Below are 24913 nucleotides of genomic sequence, written 5' to 3'. Positions count from 1 at the left end.
GTATTTAAAAATAGAGAAATCAGTCCCCCGCGGCGAAAAAGGAGCATGAAAGCGATGAGAGGGTTCGGGATCGGATTCGGATTTTACAAATCCAGACGATATTTCCAGCGCGTCCTATTCTCGATCATGATCGCCATGGCGCTGATCCTGACCGGCTTGTCCGTCGTCAATTCCTACGTGCTCGAGCGGTCGGTGCGGAGCGCGCAAGAGGATTCCAACCTCAAGGTGCTGACGCAGATTCAATACAATCTGTCGTATATGAACGAGATCATCGTCCGCCTGTCCACCTTCGCGTACGGCGACAACTACCTGATCCCGCTCATGTACTCCGAGCCGCTGCCGCAGATGGATTACATCCGCGGGTACAACGAGATGGAGAAGCTGATGGAGAGCTCCTCCTTCCTGCAGTCGATGGCGGTCTACAACGCGGGCAGCGGCGAGCTGTACGGCTCCTCGAGCGAATTCCTGGTGGACGGCGGCATCACCAAGCGCCGGATGCTCGACTGGCTGCTCCGGTCGCCGGAGCCGCTCCCGACGTCCCGGCTCATCCCCGTCAGCCTTGCCGACGGCGGGGACGGCAATGTCGATGCGTTCGCCTTCGTGGTGACGGACGCGCTCAAGCCGTACGCCGGCACGGAGTCGGCGCTGATCCTGTATGTCCAGCCGGACTGGGTATTCGACAGCCTGCGCAGGATGAACGGGGCGGGCAGCGCTGGCCAGGGCGCGATCTATATCCGGACGCCGGACGGGCGCTTGCTGTCGGACGGCCAGTCGTCAGGCGTTTACGCGCCGGAGCCGGCGGCCGTCACGGCGCTCGTCGCCGGCGGCAAGGCGGAGAATGCCGCGTCTTCGGGATTCGTCGTCGGCGACGCGGGCGCAGGCAAGAGCGTCGTTACTTATATGAAAGGCATCGGGGACTGGACGATTCTATATATCCAGCCTTACGCCCCGCTGATGAAGGAAGTGCGGGAGACGCGCGAAAAGGCGCTTTACGTCACGGGCGCCTTTCTGCTGATCGCGGCAGCGGTGTCATTCTGGCTCTCCTTCAAGCTGTACGGCCCGATCGACGCGATGCTGCGCCGCATCCGGCCGCATCTCAAGGACGGGACGGGCGACGCCGGCGCGGCCAACGAGCTCGATCTCATGGGAGACAACGTGCTGCGGTTGTCCGAGAAGCTGCGGGAGATCAGCTCCGAGCAGATCATCCGCAAGCATTATGTGCGCGCGTTCCTGACGGACGGCGGCAGCATCCCCGAAGCGGACATGGCGCAGCTCATCGAGCGCCACGGCATTGATATCGCGGAGGCGGGACCGTACTGCGTCTGCGTGCTGCGCATCGACCGTTACGCCGATTACGAGCGCGCGACGGCTTCGTCCGCGAGGAAGCTGCACGCCTTCGCCATCCTCAACATCGCGCGGGAGCATATGGCCGGCGCGTACCGGTGCGAAGCCGTCGACATGCAGGACGGCCAAGCGGTGCTGCTCCTGTCCGGCAATACGGCTGGCGCCGACGTCGAAGCGCTCCGGCCGATCGTCGGCGCCGTCCAGGACACGATCGAGCGCTATTACGGCCTGTCGCTGACCTGCGGCATCGGCGATCCCGTCTCCAGGCTGAGCCAGCTGTCGGCCGCCTACCGCCAGTCCTACCAGCTGAGCCAATATATGTTCGCCATGGGCTACCGCTCGATCATCGCTCCCGCGGACGTCCGCGGCCGCCTGTCGGGCGGGCGGAGGACGCTGCCGGCGGACATCGAGCGCAGGTTGACGGAGGCGCTGAAAAAAGGACAGCCGACCCATGCCGGAGGCGAGCTGGAAAAAGCGTTCGCGCTGCTGGCGGAGTTCCAGGTCGATGACATGAAGCGGGCCGTGTCTGACCTCGCCTGGGCCGTCAAGAATACAGCCGCCGACATGATCAACAACCGGCTTGCGTCGCTCCCCGTCGATCCCGAGCAGATCCTGAGGATCGCCGAGGGCGAAAGGTCGCTTGAGGACATCTATTTATCGTTTCTGTCCGTGTGCGCGCAGATCTGCGAGGCGCAGCGCGCGCCCGGCGCGGAGCGATACGAATGGATCGTCGGCTCCGTCAAGGCGCTCATCGAGCAGCAGTTCCACGATCCCAATCTAAGCCAGCAGTCGATCGCCTCGAGCGTCAAGCTGACGTCGGCCTACGTCGGCAAGCTGTTCAAAGACCAATGCGGCACGACGGTGACCGAGTACATGAACGAGGTCCGTCTTGCCCATGCGCGCCAGCTGCTGCTCCAGACTGACGACACCATCGCGGAGATCATGGATAAATGCGGATATTCCAATCAGAGCTACTTTTTCCGGTTGTTCAAGGGCAAGTTCGGCAGCACGCCGAAGGAGTACCGGATCAAGCGGTCGCTGTCCTCGTGATGCTGCGTGACAGATCCCGGTTATACGGTCGCCTATCCGATGCTATAGCTATGCGAAATAACGATGCGGCAAGTTCTTATTCGGCGGAGCTGCGGTATTTTCAGTGAAATAACGATGTGGCGCATTCTTATTCGGCGGAGCTGCGGTATGTTCGGCAAAATAACGATGCGGCGCATTCTTATTCGGCGGAGCTGCGGTATTTTCGGCAAAATAACGATGCGGCGCATTCTTATTCGGCAAAGCTGCGGTATTTTCGGCAATATAGCGATGCGGCACATTCTTATTCAGCGGAGCTGCGGTATTTTCGGCAATATAGCGATGCGACACATTCTTTTCCCGCCCGGTGCGGAGTTGTAAACGATACCTTTCACATGCGGAAGAACGAGGCCGGAGCTCCCTCCGGCAATCGTTCTTTTTGTTTATTCCAACGTCCCGGCACCCTGTATTCCGCTTCATTTTTCCCAATAAGCATATGAATTCGTAATTAATACACTCCCCGCGGACAGTTATTCGAACATCGAATCGTATATTCGGCCGGCCGCTCATGGCATGATGGGGTCATAACCAAGATGGAGGTGAATCCCATGGCCAAGACAGAACCGGTCAAGCTGAGCGCCGCGGACTCCCCCGTCCCGGGCAAGACGAAGGCGAAGACCGGCGGCTGGATCCGTAACGAGCTACGGCTGTTCCGTAAAAATCAGGAATTGGTCGTTCTCGCGCTGCCAGGCATCCTGTTCAAGTTCGTGATTGCGTATCTGCCGATGATCGGACTGATTCTCGCGTTTAAGAATTTCAGGTACGACCAGGGCATTTTCGGAAGCGAGTGGGTAGGATTCAGGAATTTCGAGTTTTTGTTCAAGGCGCAGGACGCGTTTCGGATTATCCGCAATACGCTTCTTTATAACTTCGCCTACATCATCACGGGCACGATCGCCGCGCTCATCCTCGCCCTCCTGCTCAACGAGCTGTCGGGGCGGCTGATGAAGATTTATCAGACCGTGATGTTTCTTCCTTTCTTTCTGTCGATGGTGCTCGTCGGCTATATCGGCAACGCGTTCCTCGATTTCGAGAACGGCTTCGCGAACAAGGTGCTCGCATTCTTCGGACTGCCGACGCATAACTGGTATCTGGAGACGGCGCCCTGGATCTATATTCTGCCGCTGATCGCGCTGTGGAAAGGCGTCGGCTTCTCGACGCTGGTCTACTATGCCGGCATGACGGGGATCAGCACCGAGTATTACGAGGCCGCCAAGCTTGACGGCGCCACCCGCATTCAGATGATGACCCGCATCACGCTGCCGCTGCTCAAGCCGCTCGTCATCATCCTGTTTATACTGGGGCTGGGCAATATTTTCCGCGGCGACTTCGGTCTCCACTACTTTATTCCGAATAACGTTGGCCCGAACTTCCCGACCACGGATATCATCGATACTTACGTGTACCGCGCGCTGACTAAGCTGGGCGACATCAACTCCGCCGCAGCCGTCGGTTTCCTCCAGTCGGTCGTCGGACTCGTCACCGTCGTGTCGGCCAACTATATCGTGCGCCGCATCGACCGGGACAACGCGCTTTTCTAAACGGAGGCGAAACTGCTATGACAGCCAAATCGAACAATGTATTCATCAACGCGTTTTTTATCGTCGTCTGCGTGCTCATCGTCGCGCCGTTCATTCTGGTGATCTCGATCTCGCTGTCCTCGGAGGACAGCCTGTATGAATACGGCTACCAGTTCATCCCCAAAGTGTGGAGCGGAGAAGCCTACCGGATCGTCTTTGAAAAGCCGGACACGATCTTGCGCGGATACGGCGTCACGGTCATGATCACGATCATCGGGACGATCCTCTCGCTGCTGCTGACCGCGCTCATGGCTTACCCGATTTCGCGCAGGGATTTCCGGTACAACCGACCGCTTACCTTTTACGTGTTCTTCACGATGCTGTTCAACGGGGGCTTGATCCCCTTCTACATTCTCATGACACAGTACCTGCATCTGAAAAACTCGCTGGCCGCCCTGATCATCCCGGCGCTCATGAGCCCGTTCAACATCATGATCATGAAGGGCTTCCTCGACAAGATCTCGCCGGAGATCATCGAATCGGCCAAAATCGACGGGGCGCGCGAATACCGGATTTTCTTCCGGATCATCCTCCCGCTCTCGACGCCTGCGCTGGCTACGCTGGGCTTATTCATCGCCTTCGGCTACTGGAACGAATGGTACAACGCGCTGTTGTTCATCGACAACGACAAGTACATTCCGCTGCAGCTGCTGCTCGTCCGAATTCTGTCGCAGGCCGAGTTCCTGGCGAACTCCCCGATGGCCCAGGTATCAGACAAGCTCCAGTTCGCGCAGTTTCCGACCCTGTCCGTACGAATGGCGATGGCGATCGTCGCGAGCGGACCGATGCTGATCGTCTTCCCTTTCTTCCAGAAGTACTTCGTCAAAGGCATCACGGTCGGCTCGCTGAAAGGCTAGAGCCGGATTCCATATTCGACTGCCGCCACTTAAAGGAGGTGATCGGTTCCCGGCGGCAGCAGGTCAGACAGAATGGCGTGGCGTATTTATTAATAGGGTCTATACAATGGAGGGTTACGAGATGAGAAAAGGCAAACGGATTCCGCAGTACATGCTGCTGCTCTCAATGGCTGCGCTCGCAGCTTGCGGCGACAACAATAACAATACGGCCAGCCCAAGCGCATTGGCAAGCGGCAGCGCGTCGCCCACGGCAAGCGCGTCAGGCAGCGCCTCCGCCAGCGCCGAACCGACATCGGCCGATCTGCCCGAGGTCAATCTTACGTTCATCTACCCCGTCGCGGCCAATCCCGGTCCCGACCAGAAGCTGGTCAACGACGAGATCAACAAATACCTGAAGGATAAAATCAACGCGACCGTCGATCTGAAACCGCTGACATTCGACGAATACGAGCCCAAGCTGAACGCGATGCTGGCCGCCGGCGAATCGTTCGATATCGCTTGGAGCTCGAAGGGCTGGCTCGGCAACTATCAGCCTTACATCGACAAGGGCGCTTATCTTGAACTGCCGGACGACATGATCGCGAAGTATGCGCCGGATGCCCGCGCCAATATCCCCGACAAGTTCTGGCCGGACATGAAGGCGGCGGACGGCAAGGTATACGGCTTCCCGATCTACCAGATCGCAGCCAAGCAGAAGAGCCTGATTATCCAAAAGCGTTTTATCGACAAGTACAGTCTCGACGTAAGTACCATTCACTCATATAAGGATATCGAGCCGTTCCTGAAGACGCTCAAGGACAACGAAAAGGGCATCGTCCCGCTCGGTCTCGCCCAAAACTCCAACGGCCTGTTCGTCGATCCGAACGCCGTGGCTCCAGACGGCGCGAGCGTCGGCTACAAAAAGGACGATACGACGTACGGCATGATCGGACTGATCGACTCGCTCGAAGCCAAAAAGGATTTCTACCAAACGATGCACAGCTGGTACCAGGCCGGCTACATCAACAAGGACGCGCCCGTGCTCCAGAACATCAACGATCTGAAGGGCAAAGGCAACGTCGCCGTATCGCTCGAGTTCACGTCCAAGCCGGGCGGCGAGATCGGCGAGAAGGCAATCAACGGCGGCAACGACGTCGTCTACGTGCCGATCTCGGACAGCTACTTCACCGGTATCGCGAGCGCCATGCACGTCATCAACAAAAACTCCAAAAATCCCGAGCGCGCGCTCATGCTGCTCAACCTGCTCAACACCGACAAGGTTCTGTATAACCTCATTTGCAACGGCATCGAAGGCAAGCACTACACGAAGACCGACGACAAGTTTATCGCGCCGATCGAAGGCTCCGGCTACGCCCCGAACGGCGACTGGGTATTCGGCAACCAATTCAACGCTTTCCTGAAGCCTGGCATGGACCCCGACACCTGGGAAAAGACGATCCAGCTGAACGACAGCGCCATCGTGCCGGTCAGCAACGGATTCTCCTTTAACGAAGAAAAGGTCAAAGCCGAAGGCGCGAATATCAACGCCGTTAAAAACGAATACTCCACCGCGCTCGAGACCGGCGCCGTCGATCCGGGTAAAATGCTCCCCGAGTTCGAGAACAAGCTCAAAGCTTCCGGCCTCGAGAAGTACGAAGCAGAAGTCGCCGCGCAGTGGGACGCATTCTTGAAGGGCAAGGGCATGAGATAAGCTGCGATAGATGAAGGAGAGGGCGACCGCCGGCGAGGCGGTCGCTTTTTTCATGTTCGTGCTCCATAGCCTTTCCTGGTGAAGGCGTTGCGCCTTTTATCGCTGCCGCGTGCTCCATCGCCTCTTCTAGTGAAGGCGTTTCGCCTTTGTTCGCTGCCGCGTGCTCCATCGCCTCCTCTAGTGAAGGCGTTGCGCCTTTTATCGCTGCCGCGTGCTCCAACGCCTCTCCTAGTGAAGGCGTTGCGCCTTTTATCGCTACCGCGTACTCCAACGCCTCTTCTAATGAAGGCGTTGCGCCACACTTCCGTTGCGACCGTTCAGACTCCTTTTTGCGACTTCGGCATGACCAGATAACTCATTATTTTCCCCTGCGGCGACCGATTGGACTTCAAATAACCCTTCATTTCTAAGGATTGCAGGCTAGCCGTCGTCTGGTTAAAGCTGATCTTTAAATCGTTGATGACGTCCACAGGCTTGACTATGCGGTTATACCGGCCTATCCAATGAAGAATCGCTCGCTCGTACATCGTCAGATTCGTATCCCCTGCCACCCCACCGTATCCCCATGCAGAGAGCGCCGTTAGCAGCGTTTGTTGGCAGCGTTTCGGCTTTTCCAGCAAATCGTCCCTCGAAAATCGCAGCATGTGCCAGCCATCGATCAGCAAATGGTTCTGTCTCTCTAAGTTGTCGCCGAATCTGAAGCGGCTAACGTCGCGAAGATGGGTTCCAAAGGCATCCGCCTCCAATATCAATCCCCTATGGAAACCAAATGGCATGTACGCAAAATCGACAAAACGCTGGCCGTCTTTAAAATCGTTGACTTCCCACTCGGGCTGAAGATGGTCGAAGTTGCCGACCGCGGGCCACCACATGTTTTTTAGCAGCAACCGCTCATTGTAAGGGTCCATTTCCTGTAGCCTCCGCTTCCTCTCGCCGCTGCTCTCGCGGATCACTCTCGACATCCACTCATCAAAAGCTTTTTGGAACAATACTTCCGACATCTTCTCAACCTCCCAGTAAAATAGAAAAAGGCCGCCCATTCCGTATGTCGGAATGATCGGCCTGTGCTTCAGGCAGTTCGTATATTTAGAATATAACTTCTAATAAATGGAATGGCAAGTACTAATATTAATTCTCGCGAAAGCGATCGGCCTCCCGGCGCTCCCAATGCGCCAATCGCGTCTTCAAGTGATGGCAAGCGACCCTCATCGCATCCGGCGCACCCATCCCCTCTCCTAGTGAAGGCGATTGACCTCCCATCGCATCCGGCGCGCCAATCCCCTCTTCTAGTAAAGGCGATTCCCAATAATCGCCCCACCGAGCCCCCGTTGCACCGCGCCCTGCACCGCAGACCGCCCTACTCCAGCACCTTCTTAAGCCGATACTCCTTCGGCGTGACGCCGAACGTCTTCTTAAACAGCTTGAAGAAGGTGCTCTCGTTCACGTACCCCACCAGCTCCATGACCTCCTTGATGCTGAAGCCCTTGGTCTCCAGGTAGGCCTGCGCGTGCCGCAGCCTCACGTCGTTCATGTACTCCCCCACCGATACGAACTCGCTCGTCTTGAAGATGCGGCCGACGTAAGCCGGCGTCAGATGCAGCATGGCCGCGATGCCCTGCAGGCTCAGGTTGCTGTCCTTGTAGTTCGCCTCGATCATTTCCTTGATCGCGTCGGTGAGCGCGGCGTTCTTATCCCCGTCCATGCGGCTCAGCTTGTCGTGCACCTCGCGGCAGACGCCGACGACGAGATCGCGGACCTCCTCCATCGTCTCCTTCTCCAGCGCTTCCCTGCTGAGCGAACCCAGATCAACGGGCAGCGATACGATGCGGTTTCGGTTCAGGTCGCGCACGGCGGACTTCAGCAGATCGACCAGATGCAGGATGCCATGCACGATATGATCGTACTGGCAGCCCGACAGCCGGCTCAGCAGGAGATCGACCGACCGCTCGGATTCCTCCGGCCGGTTGGCGCGAATGCTCTCGATCAGCTTCTTCTCCGTTTCCGCCGGAAAGTCATACTCCGCCAGCCTTGCCTGCTCGTCGACCGCCTCGGGCGTGATGATCGCCCTGTGGCCGAGCAGCAGCTTGTATTGGGACAGCCGGATGGCTTCCCCGTAACGCTCGCTGATGCCGGCATGGCTATCGCAGCTCCCGCTGACCGTTAAGGACAGAGACAGCTTGTAGTAGCTGCCGACCACCTCCTGGATGCCTCGAAGCAGACGCGCCAGCGCCTCCGTATCCGCGCCTTCGCCTGCCGGACTGACCAGCATGGCCACGTGATCGCCGCGCATGTCCGCGATCTCGCACCGGAAAGGGCCCGGCCGCATGAGCTCCTCCGCGATATTGCCGATGGCGAAGGAATAGAGCGACCGCTGGCCCGGCGTCGTTTCGCGGACATACTCGGCGTAGCCGTCCACCTTGATCACCACGAGCCGGTACGGCCCGTCGGGATCGATCTGCAGGCCGTTCAATTCGATATTGTCCAGAAACTCTTCGCGCGACAGCGACGGGCTGTTGGCCACGAGCGTGCGGAGATGATAATTTTTGACGATGCGCTTCTGCTTGTCCTGCTCGTTGGACGCCCAATGGAGCTTCTGCAGCATCGAGCTGTAGACGGTCGCGACCGCCGACAGCTCGTCTCCGGCGCGCGGTCCGCCGTCGCTCGCCTGCGTCTCGCCTGGCTTCAGGCCGAGCTGGCTGATCAGCCGTTCGATCGGCCGGTACAGCTTGTGCGCCATCAGGAACGACATCACTACGCCGAGCAGCAGCACGACGGCGATGACCGCGACCGAGGTCGCGCGCATCTCGCGTATGCCGCCGAGCACGACGTCGTAGGGCTGCACGCTGACGATCGTCCAGTCCGAATCCCGCAGCTTCATATAAGTCACGAGCTGTTTGTCGCCCTGGCCGAGCTTGCCCGTGAAGGATCCGAACGCTTCGGCCCCCGTGCCGGCATGGCGGACCGTCTCCGCGCCGAGCAGCTCCGCGTCGAACGGCATCTCGCCGCTCCCCGACATGATCGTCTCTCCCGATGCGTCCAGGATGAGCAAGCCGGACCGCGCAGGCTCGTCGAAGACGTTGACCGACTCCAGATTATCGTACAGCCATTCGGGTTTGATGTTCAGGACCAGCGCGCTCTCGCGTCCGTTGTTGACCGCCCCGAAGTTCTGATAGATGACGAGCGAGAAAAAGTCGACCTGTCTCTCCCGTCCGCTGAAATTCATCGGTATCAGCTTCATCCGGGGCAGCTTCTCCTTGCGGTTCAACAGCGAGACGAGCCGGTCGGCCATCGCGGCGTCGGGCTTGTTCAAGCTCAGCTGGCCCACCGGATACGTCTGATCGTCGAACCCGTTGTACACCATGATCGAATGCAGGAACGACGATGACAAATACGCCTGCTTCAGCGAATTCATAGACCGGATGACCGTCATCTCGTCGTAGCTGGGCAGGGTGAAGAGCGGCATGATATTTGGATCCAGGTATAGCGACAACGCCAGATTGTTCAGCACCTCCGTCATGTACGTGACGTTGTACTGAATCTGGTTCATGACCTTGCGGCTCGCTTCCTGCTGCATTCGGACGGAGCTCCGCTCGGCATTGTACTGGAGCGCCAGCGACGCGAAGATTAGAACTACGATCATCAACACGCTGACGGACAACAGCATCCGCGTCAGGTATTTCTTGGACTTGTACGCTTGAAGCATCTTCACGGGCGATCTCCTCCCGGCGGAATGATGATATACCGTCGACGTTCAGCATCTCATACCCCTGCCCCGCGCTCCACTGTACAATGTTCGAAATGCTGCTCTAGCGCGGAATCATCGGTAAAAGCGCGGATATGACGGGTGAAAAACAGAATCGCCCCGGTCGCCGAAGGCGATCGGGGCTGCGGAATGCAAGCTGCGAGCGGAAGCGTTATTGCGGAGAAGGCTCGAGAATGCGAACGCCAAACGCCGGCATCGCGGCGCGTCCGGACAACCGCTCGCCGGTCAGAACGTCGACGCAGTCGCGGGCGAGCTCGAAGGCGACTTCGCGATCGGCATAGTTCAGCAGGTAGGCCCACTGGCCGCCCGCCGCGTCTTCCCGGATGCCGAATTCGACCTCTCTCGGCAGCTTGCCCCAGTCCGCTGCCGGGGAGGGCAGATCAAGCAGGTCCAGGATCGCCTCGGCCGCTCCCTCGGAGAAGGACGCGCCGAAGTACCAGACCTCGCCCTGTCCGAGCTTGCGCCGGGTCAACGCAGGACGGCCGGCATACCAGCCTGAAGCGTACGCGGCCACGACCTCGGTCCCTTCCGCCTGCACCGTCAGCGTCTCGTTGAACAGCGGCGCCTTGAACGTGCGTCCCGAGCCGTCGGCGAGCGCCACGTCGGCCGGCTCCCGGTCTCCGGCGATGAGCGTGAAGTCGTCGACGTGAACGCCGCACAGCGCCGCCGCCATGCCGGGGAACGGCATCATCCGGCAGCGCCCGGTCTCGTCCTTGTAGCCGGTGCGCGCGCCGAGGACCAGGATGCCGCCGTCGCGAACGTAAGTTTCCAGCAGCTCGGCCGTCCGCTCCGTCATGATCGTCGGATGCGGATAGACGGCGAGGCGATAGCCGGACAGCCCGTTCGCCGTCGCGTCGCGGCGCAGTTTGATCTTGTCCGCGGGGATGTGCCTGTACTGGAGCCGCTTGTACCATGCGCTCAGGCTCGGACCGCGGAGGGCGCCGTGCATCGTATCAAGGCGGCCGTCCCATTCATTGTCGTAATCCTCGAGCAGCGCGACATTCGCTTTGTAGGTACGGCCGACGAGCCGTTCCCCGATCCGCCCCAGCTCCTCTCCGACCGCCGCGGCTTCCCGTAGCCTCCGGTTAGGCCCGTTGTGATAATCGTTCAGTCCGTGCCAGTAGATCTCGGTGCCGAATTTCGCGGTCCGCCAGCGGAAATAAAGCACCATGTCCGCGCCGTGCAAGATCGACTGGTACGTCCACAGCCGCATCTGGCCCGGATAAGGCGAGGGCAGCTGGATCCGGTTGGTCCATCCGCCGGGGCCCGCCTGCTGCTCCATAACGCAGAAGTTCGGCGAGATGTCCCGCACGCCCGACAGATTAAGGCTCCACCACCGGTCGCGCATCGGCTCCGGCTCCTGCGCGTCCCCGAAGATCGAATAGAACAGCGGGTAGGAGTCATAGGAAAAAAAGTCGAGCGTCTCCTCCGTCAGCCGGTGGCTGTCCAGGTTGCCGAACAGTCCGTTCGTCGTCACCCAGTGATGCGGCGCGACCTCCCGCAGAATGTCCGACTGCAGCTTGGCGAACGAGATCGCGCTGTCCGAGATGAACCGCTTCTCGTCGAGCGCCTGATGCGGATTGGGGGATCCCGCAGCCGTCTTGCGCGTGAGATGCACTTGCTCCCACGCGGTATAGGTCTGGCTCCAGAACACGGCGCCCCAAGCCTCGTTAAGCGCGCCCAGCGTTCCGTACTTTTCCCGGCACCAAGCCCGGAAAGCGTCGTGGTCCGCATCCGCGTAAAAAACGTCCGTCTCGCAGTTAAGCTCGTTGTCGATCTGCCAGCCGACGATGGCGGGATGCCTCGCGTAATGCTCGGCCATCCGGCGCACGATCCGCGCGCAGTACTCGCGGTATACGGCCGAATTGTACGTATAGTGGCGGCGCATGCCGTGATGATAGGCCAGGCCGTCCTGCGTCTTATTCAGCACTTCAGGATGCGCCTGCGTGAGCCAGGCCGGCGGCGTCGCGGTCGGCGTGCCCATGATGACCTGCAGACCGTGCGCATGAGCCAGGTCGAGCGCGCGGTCGAACAGACCGAACTCGAACGCGCCGTCCGCCGGCTCGAAGATCGTCCAGGCGAATTCCCCCACCCGGACGACGTCGATGCCCATCTCCTTCATGCGGCGGTAATCGTCCGCCCATAGCTTCTCGTCCCACTGCTCGGGATAATAGCAGACGCCGAGCGCGAATCGATCGGCCTCCAGTTTGCGTGCCATGCCCTGTTTCCCCCTTTAGGTTAATGCGATCGATCGCGTCTCTCCCGGCCCGATGCGGATTCGCGGCCACGTTGCGGATGCGCAGGCCGCGAGCGGCACCTCGGCCTCCACGGCGTTCTCGACGAGCAGCTTTACAGTCGCCGGCCAAGGCGTCGGGTTGTCGATGCGCAGCGTTTTCCCGCCGTCCGCGCCGGATTCGATCCGGCCGACCACATGGTCCATGACGCAGACGAAGCCCGTGTCGGACTGTGCGTATATGCCTGGCACCTCCGCATAGGTGAGCATATTCGACGTCTCGCACCAGCAAGAGAGCGGCAGCGCCTCGCCGACCCGCTCCGCGCCTTCCCAGTCGCTCATGTTCACCCGCTCGCTCATGTAGCCCGGCGGCATATCCTTGCCGTCCCAGCCCATGATCGGCCGATCCGCGCGGGACAGGTACTGCGTCATATTGTGCGCGGTCTCCCTCAGTTGCGTCAGGTACCGGACCTTGCCGGTCGCGCGGAACAGCTTGAGCAGCGAATCCCCGGATAACGTGCAGATGCCCGGGGCGCTGTGCTTGTTCTGGACGTTGGCGATGACCGAGCCCGCGGTCCGCATGCCGAGCCGTCCGAACGTGGAATCCGCCGGAAATTCAAAATCGTAGGATACGCACCAGGACATGCACTGGTCCGCCGCTTCTTCCGCCCGGCCGATCCATTCGCGTTCGCCCGTCGTCTCGAAGAGCGCGATATACGATTCGAGCAGCGCGAAGGCGGATTCGCTGTCGGGGCACTGCAAGATCTCGCCGGGACCGCCGGTCGTGATGCCGGCCTCGGTATACCGCCTGTAATAGTCTTCGCCGGCCGCGCGCGCAACCGCCGAATAGCGCTCGTCGCGGAGCAGCTCTCCGCAGAGCGCCAGACCGCCGATCGCCATAGCGCCGCCCGCGGAGCCGCCGACCAGCAGCTCGCCGGTATCGTGGTTGATCCACTGGCCGAATGTTCCGTAAGTATCCCACAAGCGCACGAACGCGTCGGCGAGCTTCCTCAGCCCCTGCAGCCAACTGTCGCTCGCGGCCGTCTCCGGCCTCATCGCCGCGAGCGCCAGCAGATGCTTAGCGGCAAAGTAGAGCGCGTCCGCGCTTTTCCGCACGATATGCCACCGCTCCGGCGCCTCCCGGTTCGGATCGTCCCCGAACTCGTCGCCGTACCAACGGCCTCTATAGAAAACGCCGGGGAAGAAGCCGGCCTGCGTCTGCCCGCCGAATATAAAGTCGAGCGTTCGCAAGGCCCGCTCCTTAGATGCGTCTTCGCCCTCGAGCAGCAGCGCGTAACTGGACATCCCGCCTCCGACCCAGCCGAGCTGCCAGTCCTGATGCTTCTCGTCCACCGTTCCTACGGCGTAATAGCCATGCGTTTCTCTCCAGTTCATCGCGTTAAATTTGGCTTCCTGGATCTCCCATGCCGCGGAGAACGGGATGGACATGGCGAGCTTCGGCAGCCCGGACAGCGACTGGCGCACGGCTGCGAAAGCCTCGAACAGGCGGGGCACGCCGCTGCAGGAAAACAGGTAGACGTGGTAGCGCAGCGTCAGCCGGTCGCCGTTGGCGTAGTCCGCGCCGCGATCCGGCGAAGGCGCTTCCGTCGTGCACATCTCGTACTTGGCGCCGGCGCGGACGCCGGGCGCGCGAAAGGAAATGATCGCGCTGCCGCGATCGGCGGACTCTTCGATATGGATGGACGTCTCCCCGTACGGTGTCCGCTGCTCCGTCAAGACGATGCAGCCCCTGCCGGATGCGGGATCGTAAAATCCGACGGCCGGCGTCGATGCGTCGCCCGTCAGCAAATGTAGCGATGACGCGCCATCGTCCGACGCGAGCCGCGGGACATCCGTGATCAGCGCCGGCGCGTCTGGTCCTCGCTCCTGAATTCCGGTCCAGCAAGGCGCGTAGTTCAGCCTGCGCGCCTCGAACCGGTTGCCGCCGTAGACCGCGCCGGGCACGAGCGCGTAGACGTCCCGCGACCAGGCGCCAAGCTCGAAGCGAACCTCGGCCGCCGTCTGCGGCGACGCGCCGCAATGCAGCCAATCCGTCTCCAAGGCGAAGCCGCCCCACGGACCGGTCAAGGCCGATCCGCTCGTCCGGATGAGCCACTCGCCGCCCGCGCCGCTGTCGAGCACCGTGCCCGCTATCGCATTGGCAGGGCCTTTCCATTCGGCGCGGCTCATGCCGGCTTCGGCCGAACCTTCGAAGCGCCGGGACGCGAACGCCAGGCGAATGCCCGCGCCTTCGAGCGCCGCCGACGCTTGTCTTATGTGATCTTTGTCTTGCACCGATTGCTGCTCCATGACCTGTCCGCTCCTCGCCGTTTCTAATCGGAACGGAACCATTAAATCACGGTGCCGGCAAAAGCAAAACTATGAATAGTAAGCAAAGCTGTACATAGCCGCACATAACCGCAATGAATGCGTCAGCCGATGTGCCTTTCCGCGCCGCTCGTCTACAGCAGCAGGCCGAGCTCGTAGCCCGCCCAGGCGAGGACGATGCCGAGCGCATAGCTCCCCGCGACGTACAGCAGCAGCACGCGCCAGGCTCTGTCGCGGATCAGGTTAATATTTTCTACATTAAATGTGGAAAACGTCGTATACGCGCCCATAAAGCCCGTGCCGAGCAAGAGCGAGACGGCGCTGCCCCAATCTCCGCCCGCCAGCAAGCCGAGCAGGAACGATCCCGACAGATTGATCAGCATCGTCGCCAGCGGCAGGGCAGTCCGGAATCGGGACTTGCCCCACGCGCCGAACCCGAAGCGCGCCCATGCGCCGCAAAATCCGCCGACCGCCACCCAAACGACATGACCGATCATCGTCGCCCGGTCACCCCTTTTGCTGCGCCATCCGTACCCGCTCGGCCAAGCCGGAAGCCCGTCCATGCGAACAGCAGCCCCCCGAGCAGGCTCGAAGCGACATAGAGCGCGGCGCAGCCGGACCTGCCGTCCTGCAGCAGCGTCAGCGTCTCCACGCTGAACGTCGAGAACGTCGTATAGGCGCCGATCAGCCCCGTCCCGAAGCCGAGGCGGAGCCACTCGGGCATCGCCGGCCGCAGGATCCCCCAGGCCGTGAACCAGCCCAGAATGAGACTCCCCGACAAGTTAATCAGCAGCGTGCCGAGCGGGAACGCCGAATGCCACCAGGTATGCGCCCACAGCCCTGCCTCATAGCGGAGCACGGCCCCGACGGCGCCCGCAGCGCCTACCGCCCACCAGTATTTCATCTTCTACCTCCGCCATCATGATCAACAGATTCCTTCATCTTAGCCATCGCGGCTGCTATCCGTCAATCCGCAGGCTTTCGAAAATATCCCGCTGACGGCGCCCCGCGGATGGGCGCGCTACGCGCTTCGGCCCCGACGCACTGCGCGAGATGAACCGCGCATTTTTCGAGCGGTTCCAGAGCGTGTGCACGCCCGACGCCGATTCAGCCGCAACCTAGAATACCGCAGCGGAAGTAAGGATTGCATTTTTACTGTCCGACCGCGCTTTTATTGCTTGCAACACATTCCAGCTCCCTCGACGCTCCCATAACGTTACTTTTCGCGCTTACCGCGGCGCCTTGCTCCTGTAGCCGCGCTTTTCACCCTTGCAGCGCATCCCGGCTTCCTCGTCACTCCTGCAGCGTTGCTATTCTCGCTTGCAGCCGCGGCTCGCTCCTTTATCCGCGCTTTTCTCTCATTCTTATCAAGTAAAAAAGAGAGCGCTGCTCGCGCTCTCCGAATCGTTCTTCTTCTATTTAAATTGTTAAATCACTGCTTCATCTCTATTATGGCCTCACGGCATAACGCTCGCGCGCCGCCTCCGTCGCCTGCACCATATGGCGCAGCGATGCGACCGTCTCTTCATAGCCCCGCGTCTTGAGTCCGCAGTCGGGGTTGATCCAGAACAGGCCGGGATCGAGGACGCGCAGCGCGCGGTCGATCATGTGGCTCATCTCGTCCGCCGACGGCACGCGCGGGCTGTGAATGTCGTACACGCCAAGCCCGATTCCCTTGTCGTAGGTATGCTCCTCGAAAATGCCGATGAGCTCGCCGTGGCTGCGCGACGTCTCGATGGAGATGACGTCCGCGTCAAGCGCGCTGATCGATTCGATAATATCGTGGAACTCGCTGTAGCACATATGCGTGTGGATCTGCGTCTCGTCCCGCACGGTCGACGTGGACAGCCTGAACGCGCGCACCGCCCAATCCAGATAATGCGCCCACTGCTCCCGCTTCAGCGGCAGCCCTTCGCGAAGCGCCGGCTCGTCGACCTGGATCATGCCGATGCCGGCAGCCTCCAGGGCTTCGACCTCGTCCCGCAGCGCCAGCGCGATCTGGTACGCGACCTCCTCGCGGGTCTTGTCGTCCCGGACGAACGACCAATTCAGAATCGTGATCGGACCTGTCAGCATGCCCTTGACTGGCTTCTGCGTCAGCGATTGCGCATAGACGGTCTCGGTGACGGTCATCGTCTCCGGCAATTCGACGTCGCCGTAGATGATCGGCGGTTTCACGCAGCGCGAGCCGTACGACTGCACCCAACCCTTCGCCGTGAAGGCGAACCCGGCCAGCTTCTCGCCGAAGAACTCCACCATGTCGGTGCGCTCGAATTCGCCGTGCACGAGCACGTCCAGTCCGATGTCGTTCTGAATATCGATCCAGGCGCGGATCTGCTCTTGAATATAGGCTTCGTATTGCGCGGGGCTCCACTCGCCTTTGCGCCACTTCTGCCGCGCGCCGCGAACCTCCGGCGTCTGCGGGAAGCTCCCGATCGTCGTCGTCGGCAGCGGCGGCAGCTGCCACTTGGCCTCCTGGACGACGCGCCGGGTCCCGAACGCGCTTGACCGGGCGGCAGGCTGAGACGCCAGCGTCGCCATTCGCGCGCGGACCGTCGCATTCGTGCGGGCCGGCGATCGCTGCAGCGCGTCGCGGCTGCGTTCGGCAGCTTCCAGCTCGGCCGCGATCGCCTCGATGCCCAGGCGTCCCGCCTTGGCGAGCAGCGCGAGCTCCGCGAGCTTCTCGTCCGCGAAGGCGAGCGCGCCGCGCAGCTCCGCCGGCAGCGCGGTCTCGCGCGCCGCGCTGACCGGCACGTGCAGCAGGCTCGACGACGGCTGCACGACGATCCGGTCCGCGGTCACAACGGACGCGAGCGCGCTCAGCGTCTCCCACTTGCCGCGGAGGTCGGCCTTCCAGATGGCGCGTCCGTCGATCAGCCCGGCGCCGAGCGTCTTGTCCGCCGGGAATCCGCGACCCTGCACGGCCGCGAGATTGCGTCCGCCGTCGTGCACGAAGTCGAGGCCGATGCCCGCGACCGGGAGCGAGACGACGAGGTCGTACGCGTCGACCGACTCGAAATACGTCTGCAGCATGATATCGATGCCCGGCGCCTCGCTTTTCAGAAACCCATAGATTCGCTTCACGCGAGCCAAGTCCGCTTCGTCCAGCGTCGTGGCCAGGATCGGCTCGTCGACCTGTACCCAGGCGACGCCCTCCGCCGCCAACTCGCGCAGCACCTGCGCATAGAGCGGCAGGAGACGGTCGACCCAGGCATCCAGCGCCTCTGGCGCATAGCCCTTGGCCAGCTTCAGGTACGTATACGGTCCGACGACGACCGGTCTGCCTTCGATACCCAGCTCCGCCTTCGCTTCGCGGTAGGCCTCGAGCGGACGGTTGCGCGTCAGCTGCGGGCGGCTGCCCTCGCCGAGCTCCGGCACGATGTAATGATAGTTCGTGTTAAACCACTTGGTCATCTCGCTGGCTGCCGACTCGCGATTGCCCCGCGCCACCGCGTAGTAGGTATCCAAACCGACCTCGCCGCCGGCATAGCCGAACCGCTCGGGTACGATGCCGAACATCGCCGACGTATCGAGGACGTGATCGTAATAAGTGAAGTCGCCTACCGGAATCACGTCGACGCCGTGCTCCAGCTGTTTTTTCAGGTTGCCGAGACGGATCGTCTTAAGCGCCGCATGCAGCGCCTCTTCTTCCAGTTTGCCGGCCCAGTAAGCCTCCAGCGCCTTCTTCCATTCCCGGTCCTGTCCGATGCGGGGATACCCCAGATTGCCGCTCTTCATGCGCCTTCTCCTCTGCCTTCCAATATGGAGCAAAGCTTACTCGTCCCGCATGCGGCACGACCGCTTTGACTGCTAATTGAAAGATAGCACAGGCGCCTTGCTATAGCGTAACTTCAATATGCTATTGCCGGTTATAGCTATTGGCTATACCAAGCGCCGACGCGGTTCATTCTACCGCGATCGCCTGCTGCAGCGCCTCGACGTATGCGACGGCAAGCTTCGAGAGCGCGGCGTTCTGATGGCTGATCCAGCCGACATGCAGCGTCTCCTCGCTGGCGAGCGGGACCGGGATGATCTCGTTGCCGTTCAGATCCGCGCTGAGCACGCCCGTCGAGATCGTGTAGCCGTTCAGGCCGATGAGCAGGTTGAACAGCGTCGCCCTGTCGTTCACCTTGATGCTCTTCTTGTGGGACAAGGTGCTCAGGATCTCCTCGGAAAAGTGGAACGAGTTGTACTCTCCCTGCTCGAAGTGCAGATACGGGTACTCGTCCAGCTGGTCGATCGTCACGACCGGGTGCTGGGCGAGCGGGTTGTTCACGCTGACGAAGATATGCGCCTTAGCGGTGAACAGGCTTGTGAACTTCAGGTTGGCATCCCGAAGCAGCCGGGTGATGACCTTGGCATTGAATTCGTTGATGTACAAAATGCCGATCTCGCTGCGCTGGCTCTTCACGTCCTGGATGATCTCGTGGGTCTTCGTCTCCCGCAGCGCCAGCTCGTACTCATCCTGGCCGTGCTCGCGCACGAGCTGGACGAACGCGTTGACCGCGAACGCGTAATGCTGCGTCGATACGGAGAAATGCTGAGGCGCAGGCTTCGCGCCAAGGTATCGGTTCTCCAGGAGCTCGGCCTGCTCGATGACCTGACGCGCGTAACCGAGGAACTCGGCGCCCGCCTTGGACAGCGAGATGCCCTTGTTCGTGCGCTCGAAGATCGTGATGCGGAGCTCTTCCTCCAGATCCTTGATCGCGTTGGAGAGGCTGGGCTGAGAGATAAAAAGGCGCTTGGCGGCTTCATTCATCGAGCCGCGGTTCGCGACCTCGATGACATAGCGCAACTGCTGGAGCGTCATGGCTTCTGAATCCTTCCTGCCGGCGGCCGGTGTTGCCTCCATGATACCACGAACCGGCGCCGCCGGTCTGCCCGTGGCTGTTCTCCTCCGCTCAGCCCGCTACATCAGCTCAGCCGACGCCGCTGGGAACGGATCGGTCAGCAGCCGCCAATCGTAGGCTAGCTCGGCCTCGGTCAGCAGGCACGCGTCCAGTCCGTCCTCGAGCGCCCTACGGTCCATGCCGATGCCGATCAGCACCAGCTGGTTCAGCCGGTCGCCGTATACGGGATGCCAGCCGCGAGCCGGCTCCGGCTCCTCCAGAAGGATCCGCTCCCGCTCCGGCTGCGGCAGCGCGGCGATCCAATAGCCTGCCGGTCCAATCTGGATCGAAGGTCCGGCCTGGCTGATCGATTGCGCCATGTCGCTGCGCGTCGCCAGCCACAGCGTCCCCTTCGCGCGCACGATCTCGGACGGCCAGTCGGACATCCATGCCATCAGTCTGGCGGGATGGAAGGGACGGACCCGCTCGTAGACGAATGAAGCGATGCCGTATTCTTCGGTCTCGGGCGTATGGTGCGGCCGCTCCAGCTCCAAGATCCAGCCCGCCGACCGGCTCGCCCGGTCGAAGTCGAACAGGCCCGTGTTCAGGATCGCGCTTGGCTCGACCTGCCCGCCCGACGCGCGGATAAACCTGGCCGTCGGCTGCAGCGCGCGCAGCGTGCGTTCCAGCGCGTCCAGGCTGTCCGCGTCCAGTCGATCGCACTTATTCAGCACCAGTACGTCGCAGAATTCAATCTGGTCGATCAGGAGGTCGGACACCTCACGCATATCGTACTCCCCTGCCGCCTGGCTCCGCTCGAGCAGCGTCTCTCCGGACGAGTAGTCGTGCCAGAATCGGAACGCATCCACGACCGTCACCATCGTGTCCAGCCGGCACAGCTTCGTCAGATCGATGCCTAGGTCTTCGTCTATGTAACTGAACGTCTGCGCGACCGGCAGCGGTTCCCCGATCCCCGTCGACTCGATCAGGATGTAGTCGAACCTATTCGCTCGCGCGAGCCGCTCCACCTCCGTCAGCAGATCCTCGCGCAGCGTGCAGCAGATGCAGCCGTTCGACATCTCGACCAGCGTCTCGTTCGTGCGGGACACCCCGCCTCCGTCGCGGATGAGCTCCGCGTCGATGTTCACCTCGCTCAGATCGTTGACGATGACCGCGACCTTCAGTCCTTTGCGGTTGTTCAGCACATGGTTCAGGATCGTCGTCTTGCCGGCGCCGAGATAACCGCTCAGCACCGTGACGGGAATTCTTGTGTCCAATCTCATGCCAGCCTCCATTTCGTTTTTCATTAATCGTAATAATTACTATTTAAAGATAACAAGAAACAAACCATCCGTCAATTCCGGCACGGATGGCTCGCGGCGTTATGTCTCTCTGCATGCAATAATGTATTACGTTTCCTTTACCAAGCTCGCTTATCGCATTTTATCCAAAACCGGATTAATCCGTAGACAAGCCCGCTTCGCTCCCCGCGTTCCTGCCGGCTGCCTTCGGCCTCCTCAGCTTCGCGAGCGCGCCGTATCGCGGAGAGCCCAGGAAGCTCGCCGCGAACAGGATGCCCGTCGCGAAGGCCATGGAGCCGGATATCGACGTGTCCAGCCAGGTCGCGATGCCGTATCCGATCCAGGCCGACAGCGCGCCGAACGCCGCCCCCAGCGCCAGCATGACCGACAGCCGGTCCGTCCACAGATACGCGGCCGAGGCCGGCGTGATCAGCATCGCGACGACCATGATCGCGCCGACCGCGTCGAACGAAGCGACCGTCGTAACCGATACGAGCGACATGAACACGTAATGCATGAGGACGGCGGGTATGCCGAGACTGACCGCCAGCGCGGGGTCGAACGACGTGATTTTCCACTCCTTGTAAAAGGCCAGAATCGCTATGAGCGCGATCGCAAGTACGACGGCGAGCATGAGAACCGCCTCCGGTATCTCGCCGATTAGAGGGACGGCGGTTGTCTCCCATGGAATAAACGTAATCTCGCCCATCAGCGTATGCTTGACGTCCAGATGCGCGTTGCCGACTTGCGTGGCGATGAGGACGACGCCGATCGCGAACAAGGTCGTGAACACGACGCCGATCGACGCTTCCTGCCGCACGCCCCGCGATTGGAACCATTGGACCAGCACCGAGGTCAGCAATCCGGCGCATACCGCGCCGATCAGCATGTGCACGCCGCTGAGCTGTCTCGTCGCCATATAAGCGACCACGATGCCGAGCAGCACCGTATGGCTGATCGCGTCGGCCATCATCGCCATTCTGCGAAGGATGAGCAGCACGCCGATCAAGCCGCAGGATATGCCTACTAGCGTCGCCGTGAGCAGTATCCAGCCCGAATAACTCATTGTCCAGCCCCCTCGCGCGCCGCGATTTGACCCGCCGCAGGCTGCCGCGACAGTCTGCGCCGATGCGACCATTGGCCGAGATAGAGGACGAGGAGCCCCTTGCTCGCGCCGCAAAATAAAGATACGACGAACGTGGCGGAAGCCACGAGCACGATAAACGGGCCTGTCGGCCAGCCGTTCCCCATCGCGCTGAGCAGCGTGCCGGCGGCTCCCGCGCCGCCTCCGAATACGGCCGAGAGCGCGACCGTCCATTTGAACGAATGCGTCCAGTACCTCGCGCTGACGGCGGGAATGATGAGCAGCGCCGCCATTAGTATGACGCCCACCGCCTGGATGCCCACGACGATAACGAGCACCAGCAAGGCGAGGTAGATCCCGTTCATTAGCCGGCCGGACAATCCGAGTCCCGCCGCGTACGCAGGGTCGAACAGGAACAGCTTCCACTCCTTGTACCCGAGCGCGGCGACGAGCAGGACGACGGCCGCCGTTGCCGTCATCAGCCGCACGTCGCTGGAGACCATCGAGGCCGCCTGCCCGAATATAAAGCTGTCGAGGCCGCTCTGGCTGCCGCCCGCGGAGCGATTCACGAACGTGAGGAGCATGATGCCGAGTCCGAAAAAGACCGACAGGACGATGCCCATCGCGGCATCCTCCTTGATCCGCGTCGAAGAGCGGATCCATTCGATGAGCAGGGCCCCGAGCAGCGCGCTGACCGCGGCCCCCGCGATCATGATCGGCAGGCTCTTGGTGCCGGCGAGGACAAAGCCGACGATGACGCCGGGCAGCGCAGCGTGCGACAAGGCGTCGCTCATCAGGCTCTGCCGCTTCCAATAGGCGAAGCTGCCGACGATCCCGGCGGCCATCCCCAGGATAAGCGTGCTCAGCAGCACCCACTGCGCGTTATGCGAGAGCGTCGCGATCATCCTGATTTCTCCTCCAGCCACCGCAGCACGCCGCCGTATGCGCGGTATATATTTTCCCGGGTAAAGGCGTCGGCCGTCGTCCCGTGCGCGATCACGGTCCGGTTGAGCAGCAGCACGCGATCGAAGTAGTCCTCCACCGTCTGCAGGTCGTGATGGACGACCATCACGGTCTTGCCCTCGCCTTTGAGGCGCTGCAGCGTATCCATGATGACCCGTTCGGTCACCGCATCCACGCCGGCCAGCGGTTCGTCGAGCATATACAGCTCGGCGTCCTGGGCGAGCGCCCGCGCGAGGAACACCCGCTGCTGCTGTCCGCCCGACAGCTGGCTGATCTGGCGTCCGGCATAGTCGGCCATTCCCATCTCCGCGAGCGCGCGCATGGCCAGTTCCCGATGGGTCCGGCCGGGACGGCGCAGCCAACCGATCTTGCCGTACAGCCCCATCGTGACGACGTCCAGCGCGTCGGTCGGGAAGTCCCAGTCCACCGAGCCCCGCTGCGGCACGTAGCCGATGCGCGCCTTGACCTTGCGGAACGACTCGCCGAAAAACGATACGTCGCCGGACAGACGCGGATGCTGATCCAGCAGCACCTTGAGCAGCGTCGACTTGCCCGCGCCGTTGGGTCCGACGATCGCCGTCAGCGTCCCCGGGCGCACCTCGAACGCGACGCGCTCCAGGGCCGCGTTCTTGCGATAGGAAGCGTTCACGTCCGTTACTTGCAGCACCGCAGCCATGTCATCCCTCCTTCGAGGCCAGCGCCTCGTGAATCGTGTTCACGTTATGACGGTACATGCCCAGATACGTGCCTTCCTCCGAATCCGCGGCGCCCATCGCGTCCGAGTACAGCTGACCGCCCAACTCGACCGGCATTCCGCGCTTCTTCGCGCCTTCGATGACGGCCTCGATGGACGCGGGATTGATGCTGCTCTCCACGAATACCGCCGGCACGCCATGCTCGACGAGCAGTTCGATCGTTTTCTCGATGTCGGACAGCCCGATCTCGTCTTCCGTGCTGAGCCCCTGAAGGCCCACCACCTGAAGCCCCAGCATGCGTCCGAAGTAACCGAAGGCGTCATGCGCGGTGACGAGCACCCGCTTCTCCTCCGGAATCTCGGCGAGCTTCTGGGTCGCATCGGCCTTAAGCGCGTCCAAGCGCTCGAAGTACCGGACTTTGTTCGCTTCAAAATAGGCGGCGTCCGCCTCCGAATATTTCTTGAGTTCGTCCGTCGCGGCCCCGAGGGCCAGCTTCCACAAGTCGATGTCGAACCAGATATGAGGATCGGTCGCGCCTTTGGGATCCTGGAGCAGCCGCTCCTTCGGGATCGCTTCCCCGATCGCCAGCACCGGCCTGTTTTTGCCGATCTGCTCGAATACCTTGACCATGTTGGCCTCGAGATGGAGGCCGCTGTAGAACACCATATCGCCGCTCTCCAGCTTCTTGATGTCGCCTTGCGTCGCCGCGTAGAGATGGGGATCCACGCCAGGCCCCATCAGGCTCTTGACCTCGACCTTGTCGCCGCCGATGACGGAGAGCGGCTCCGCGATCTGCGCGATCGTCGTGACGATCCGTATCTTGCCCGCGCTTTCGCCGTTACTGACTTTGTCGCCGTTTCCGCCGCTTGCGCATGCCGTGTTGATCAGCAGCGTCAGTATCAGGAACATCGCGATCAGTCCTGCTCTTTCCAGCCTTTTGCTCAGCATTGCGGTCCTCCTCGAATGTTATGAATGGTCCTCTCTCTACTTGTACGACAACAACTTTGTTTCCCTTGAGAAACTTTTATTGTTATATACAAAATAATTACCATAGGGCAATTTGTCAATGTTTTTTTAGAGCGGGTCGTCCTGTTAATTACCGTTTCGCCTAATGGGCCAGTCTCCAAAAGCAGCTCCAAATGAGAGCCGCTTGGGCATGC

At 61.2% G+C, this 24913-nt stretch carries 18 protein-coding genes; 4 read left to right on the top strand and 14 right to left on the bottom strand.

The window, feature by feature from the left end:
• The first annotated feature begins 54 nt into the window (after positions 1 to 54).
• Positions 55 to 2394 carry a helix-turn-helix domain-containing protein gene (locus PQG80_RS07145; protein WP_271750567.1) on the top strand — a complete coding sequence of 780 codons (2340 nt, stop codon included), beginning with the start codon at positions 55 to 57 and terminating at the stop codon, positions 2392 to 2394.
• Between the two features lie 48 nt (positions 2395 to 2442).
• Here PQG80_RS07145 and PQG80_RS07140 read toward each other — a convergent pair whose 3' ends face one another.
• Positions 2443 to 2721, bottom strand: coding sequence for a hypothetical protein (locus PQG80_RS07140; protein WP_271750565.1), 279 nt, complete (start codon positions 2719 to 2721; stop codon positions 2443 to 2445).
• A gap of 257 nt (positions 2722 to 2978) precedes the next feature.
• Between PQG80_RS07140 and PQG80_RS07135 the strand changes: the two genes are divergently transcribed.
• From PQG80_RS07135 to PQG80_RS07125, 3 genes are all read left to right on the top strand, one after another.
• Complete coding sequence (locus PQG80_RS07135; RefSeq protein WP_271750564.1) at positions 2979 to 3971, top strand: ABC transporter permease; 993 nt, start codon at positions 2979 to 2981, stop codon at positions 3969 to 3971.
• A gap of 17 nt (positions 3972 to 3988) precedes the next feature.
• The gene (locus tag PQG80_RS07130) at positions 3989 to 4867 is read left to right on the top strand and encodes a carbohydrate ABC transporter permease (RefSeq protein ID WP_271750563.1); all 879 of its coding nucleotides are present in this window, start codon (positions 3989 to 3991) and stop codon (positions 4865 to 4867) included.
• A 121-nt stretch (positions 4868 to 4988) separates the two neighbouring features.
• On the top strand, positions 4989 to 6557 hold the full coding sequence (locus PQG80_RS07125) for an ABC transporter substrate-binding protein (protein WP_271750562.1): 1569 nt from the start codon (positions 4989 to 4991) through the stop codon (positions 6555 to 6557).
• A 317-nt stretch (positions 6558 to 6874) separates the two neighbouring features.
• Here the strand turns inward: PQG80_RS07125 and PQG80_RS07120 are convergent, their stop codons facing one another.
• From PQG80_RS07120 to PQG80_RS07060, 13 genes are all read right to left on the bottom strand, one after another.
• Positions 6875 to 7558 carry a DNA-binding response regulator gene (locus PQG80_RS07120; protein WP_271750561.1) on the bottom strand — a complete coding sequence of 228 codons (684 nt, stop codon included), beginning with the start codon at positions 7556 to 7558 and terminating at the stop codon, positions 6875 to 6877.
• Positions 7559 to 7914: 356 nt separating this feature from the next.
• Entirely contained in the window at positions 7915 to 10260 is a 2346-nt protein-coding gene (locus PQG80_RS07115) for a helix-turn-helix domain-containing protein (RefSeq protein ID WP_271750902.1), read from the bottom strand.
• A gap of 211 nt (positions 10261 to 10471) precedes the next feature.
• The gene (locus PQG80_RS07110; protein WP_271750560.1) at positions 10472 to 12538 is read right to left on the bottom strand and encodes a beta-galactosidase; all 2067 of its coding nucleotides are present in this window, start codon (positions 12536 to 12538) and stop codon (positions 10472 to 10474) included.
• A gap of 15 nt (positions 12539 to 12553) precedes the next feature.
• The gene (locus PQG80_RS07105; RefSeq protein WP_271750559.1) at positions 12554 to 14863 is read right to left on the bottom strand and encodes a hypothetical protein; all 2310 of its coding nucleotides are present in this window, start codon (positions 14861 to 14863) and stop codon (positions 12554 to 12556) included.
• 152 nt (positions 14864 to 15015) lie between these two features.
• A complete protein-coding gene (locus PQG80_RS07100; RefSeq protein WP_271750558.1) occupies positions 15016 to 15444 on the bottom strand; it encodes a fluoride efflux transporter FluC in 429 nt (142 codons plus the stop codon).
• A complete protein-coding gene (crcB, locus tag PQG80_RS07095; RefSeq protein WP_271750557.1) occupies positions 15375 to 15785 on the bottom strand; it encodes a fluoride efflux transporter CrcB in 411 nt (136 codons plus the stop codon). The genes PQG80_RS07100 and crcB overlap by 70 nt, the downstream gene beginning before the upstream one ends.
• 545 nt (positions 15786 to 16330) lie before the next feature.
• Positions 16331 to 18619: a 5-methyltetrahydropteroyltriglutamate--homocysteine S-methyltransferase gene (gene metE / locus PQG80_RS07090; RefSeq protein ID WP_271750556.1), complete on the bottom strand. Its 2289-nt coding sequence runs from the start codon at positions 18617 to 18619 to the stop codon at positions 16331 to 16333.
• Between the two features lie 166 nt (positions 18620 to 18785).
• Positions 18786 to 19691, bottom strand: a complete 906-nt coding sequence (locus PQG80_RS07085) for a LysR family transcriptional regulator (protein WP_271750555.1) — start codon at positions 19689 to 19691, stop codon at positions 18786 to 18788.
• 99 nt (positions 19692 to 19790) lie between these two features.
• The gene (locus PQG80_RS07080; protein ID WP_271750554.1) at positions 19791 to 20993 is read right to left on the bottom strand and encodes a GTP-binding protein; all 1203 of its coding nucleotides are present in this window, start codon (positions 20991 to 20993) and stop codon (positions 19791 to 19793) included.
• Between the two features lie 175 nt (positions 20994 to 21168).
• Positions 21169 to 22077 carry a metal ABC transporter permease gene (locus PQG80_RS07075; RefSeq protein WP_271750553.1) on the bottom strand — a complete coding sequence of 303 codons (909 nt, stop codon included), beginning with the start codon at positions 22075 to 22077 and terminating at the stop codon, positions 21169 to 21171.
• A complete protein-coding gene (locus tag PQG80_RS07070) occupies positions 22074 to 23000 on the bottom strand; it encodes a metal ABC transporter permease (RefSeq protein ID WP_271750552.1) in 927 nt (308 codons plus the stop codon). Before PQG80_RS07070 ends, PQG80_RS07075 begins: the two co-directional genes overlap by 4 nt.
• The gene (locus PQG80_RS07065; RefSeq protein WP_271750551.1) at positions 22997 to 23734 is read right to left on the bottom strand and encodes a metal ABC transporter ATP-binding protein; all 738 of its coding nucleotides are present in this window, start codon (positions 23732 to 23734) and stop codon (positions 22997 to 22999) included. Before PQG80_RS07065 ends, PQG80_RS07070 begins: the two co-directional genes overlap by 4 nt.
• 1 nt (position 23735) lies before the next feature.
• A complete protein-coding gene (locus PQG80_RS07060) occupies positions 23736 to 24701 on the bottom strand; it encodes a metal ABC transporter solute-binding protein, Zn/Mn family (RefSeq protein WP_271750549.1) in 966 nt (321 codons plus the stop codon).
• Between the last annotated feature and the right edge of the window lie 212 nt (positions 24702 to 24913).

Origin of the sequence: Cohnella rhizoplanae, from assembly GCF_948329515.1 — a bacterium.
Classification (GTDB): Bacteria; Bacillota; Bacilli; order Paenibacillales; family Paenibacillaceae; genus Cohnella; species Cohnella rhizoplanae.
Note: the sequence above shows the minus strand (reverse complement) of the source record. Positions and strands in the feature narration are given on the sequence as shown.

Excerpts from the sequence above, each read along its gene's own strand:
- PQG80_RS07145 (WP_271750567.1), top strand. The coding sequence starts at position 55 with ATGAGAGGGTTCGGGATCGGATTCGGATTTTACAAATCCAGACGATAT.
- PQG80_RS07135 (WP_271750564.1), top strand. The coding sequence starts at position 2,979 with ATGGCCAAGACAGAACCGGTCAAGCTGAGCGCCGCGGACTCCCCCGTC.
- PQG80_RS07130 (WP_271750563.1), top strand. The coding sequence starts at position 3,989 with ATGACAGCCAAATCGAACAATGTATTCATCAACGCGTTTTTTATCGTC.
- PQG80_RS07125 (WP_271750562.1), top strand. The coding sequence starts at position 4,989 with ATGAGAAAAGGCAAACGGATTCCGCAGTACATGCTGCTGCTCTCAATG.
- PQG80_RS07120 (WP_271750561.1), bottom strand. The coding sequence starts at position 7,558 with ATGTCGGAAGTATTGTTCCAAAAAGCTTTTGATGAGTGGATGTCGAGA.
- PQG80_RS07115 (WP_271750902.1), bottom strand. The coding sequence starts at position 10,260 with ATGCTTCAAGCGTACAAGTCCAAGAAATACCTGACGCGGATGCTGTTG.
- PQG80_RS07110 (WP_271750560.1), bottom strand. The coding sequence starts at position 12,538 with ATGGCACGCAAACTGGAGGCCGATCGATTCGCGCTCGGCGTCTGCTAT.
- PQG80_RS07105 (WP_271750559.1), bottom strand. The coding sequence starts at position 14,863 with ATGGAGCAGCAATCGGTGCAAGACAAAGATCACATAAGACAAGCGTCG.
- PQG80_RS07100 (WP_271750558.1), bottom strand. The coding sequence starts at position 15,444 with ATGGACGGGCTTCCGGCTTGGCCGAGCGGGTACGGATGGCGCAGCAAA.
- crcB (WP_271750557.1), bottom strand. The coding sequence starts at position 15,785 with ATGAAATACTGGTGGGCGGTAGGCGCTGCGGGCGCCGTCGGGGCCGTG.
- metE (WP_271750556.1), bottom strand. The coding sequence starts at position 18,619 with ATGAAGAGCGGCAATCTGGGGTATCCCCGCATCGGACAGGACCGGGAA.
- PQG80_RS07085 (WP_271750555.1), bottom strand. The coding sequence starts at position 19,691 with ATGACGCTCCAGCAGTTGCGCTATGTCATCGAGGTCGCGAACCGCGGC.
- PQG80_RS07080 (WP_271750554.1), bottom strand. The coding sequence starts at position 20,993 with ATGAGATTGGACACAAGAATTCCCGTCACGGTGCTGAGCGGTTATCTC.
- PQG80_RS07075 (WP_271750553.1), bottom strand. The coding sequence starts at position 22,077 with ATGAGTTATTCGGGCTGGATACTGCTCACGGCGACGCTAGTAGGCATA.
- PQG80_RS07070 (WP_271750552.1), bottom strand. The coding sequence starts at position 23,000 with ATGATCGCGACGCTCTCGCATAACGCGCAGTGGGTGCTGCTGAGCACG.
- PQG80_RS07065 (WP_271750551.1), bottom strand. The coding sequence starts at position 23,734 with ATGGCTGCGGTGCTGCAAGTAACGGACGTGAACGCTTCCTATCGCAAG.
- PQG80_RS07060 (WP_271750549.1), bottom strand. The coding sequence starts at position 24,701 with ATGCTGAGCAAAAGGCTGGAAAGAGCAGGACTGATCGCGATGTTCCTG.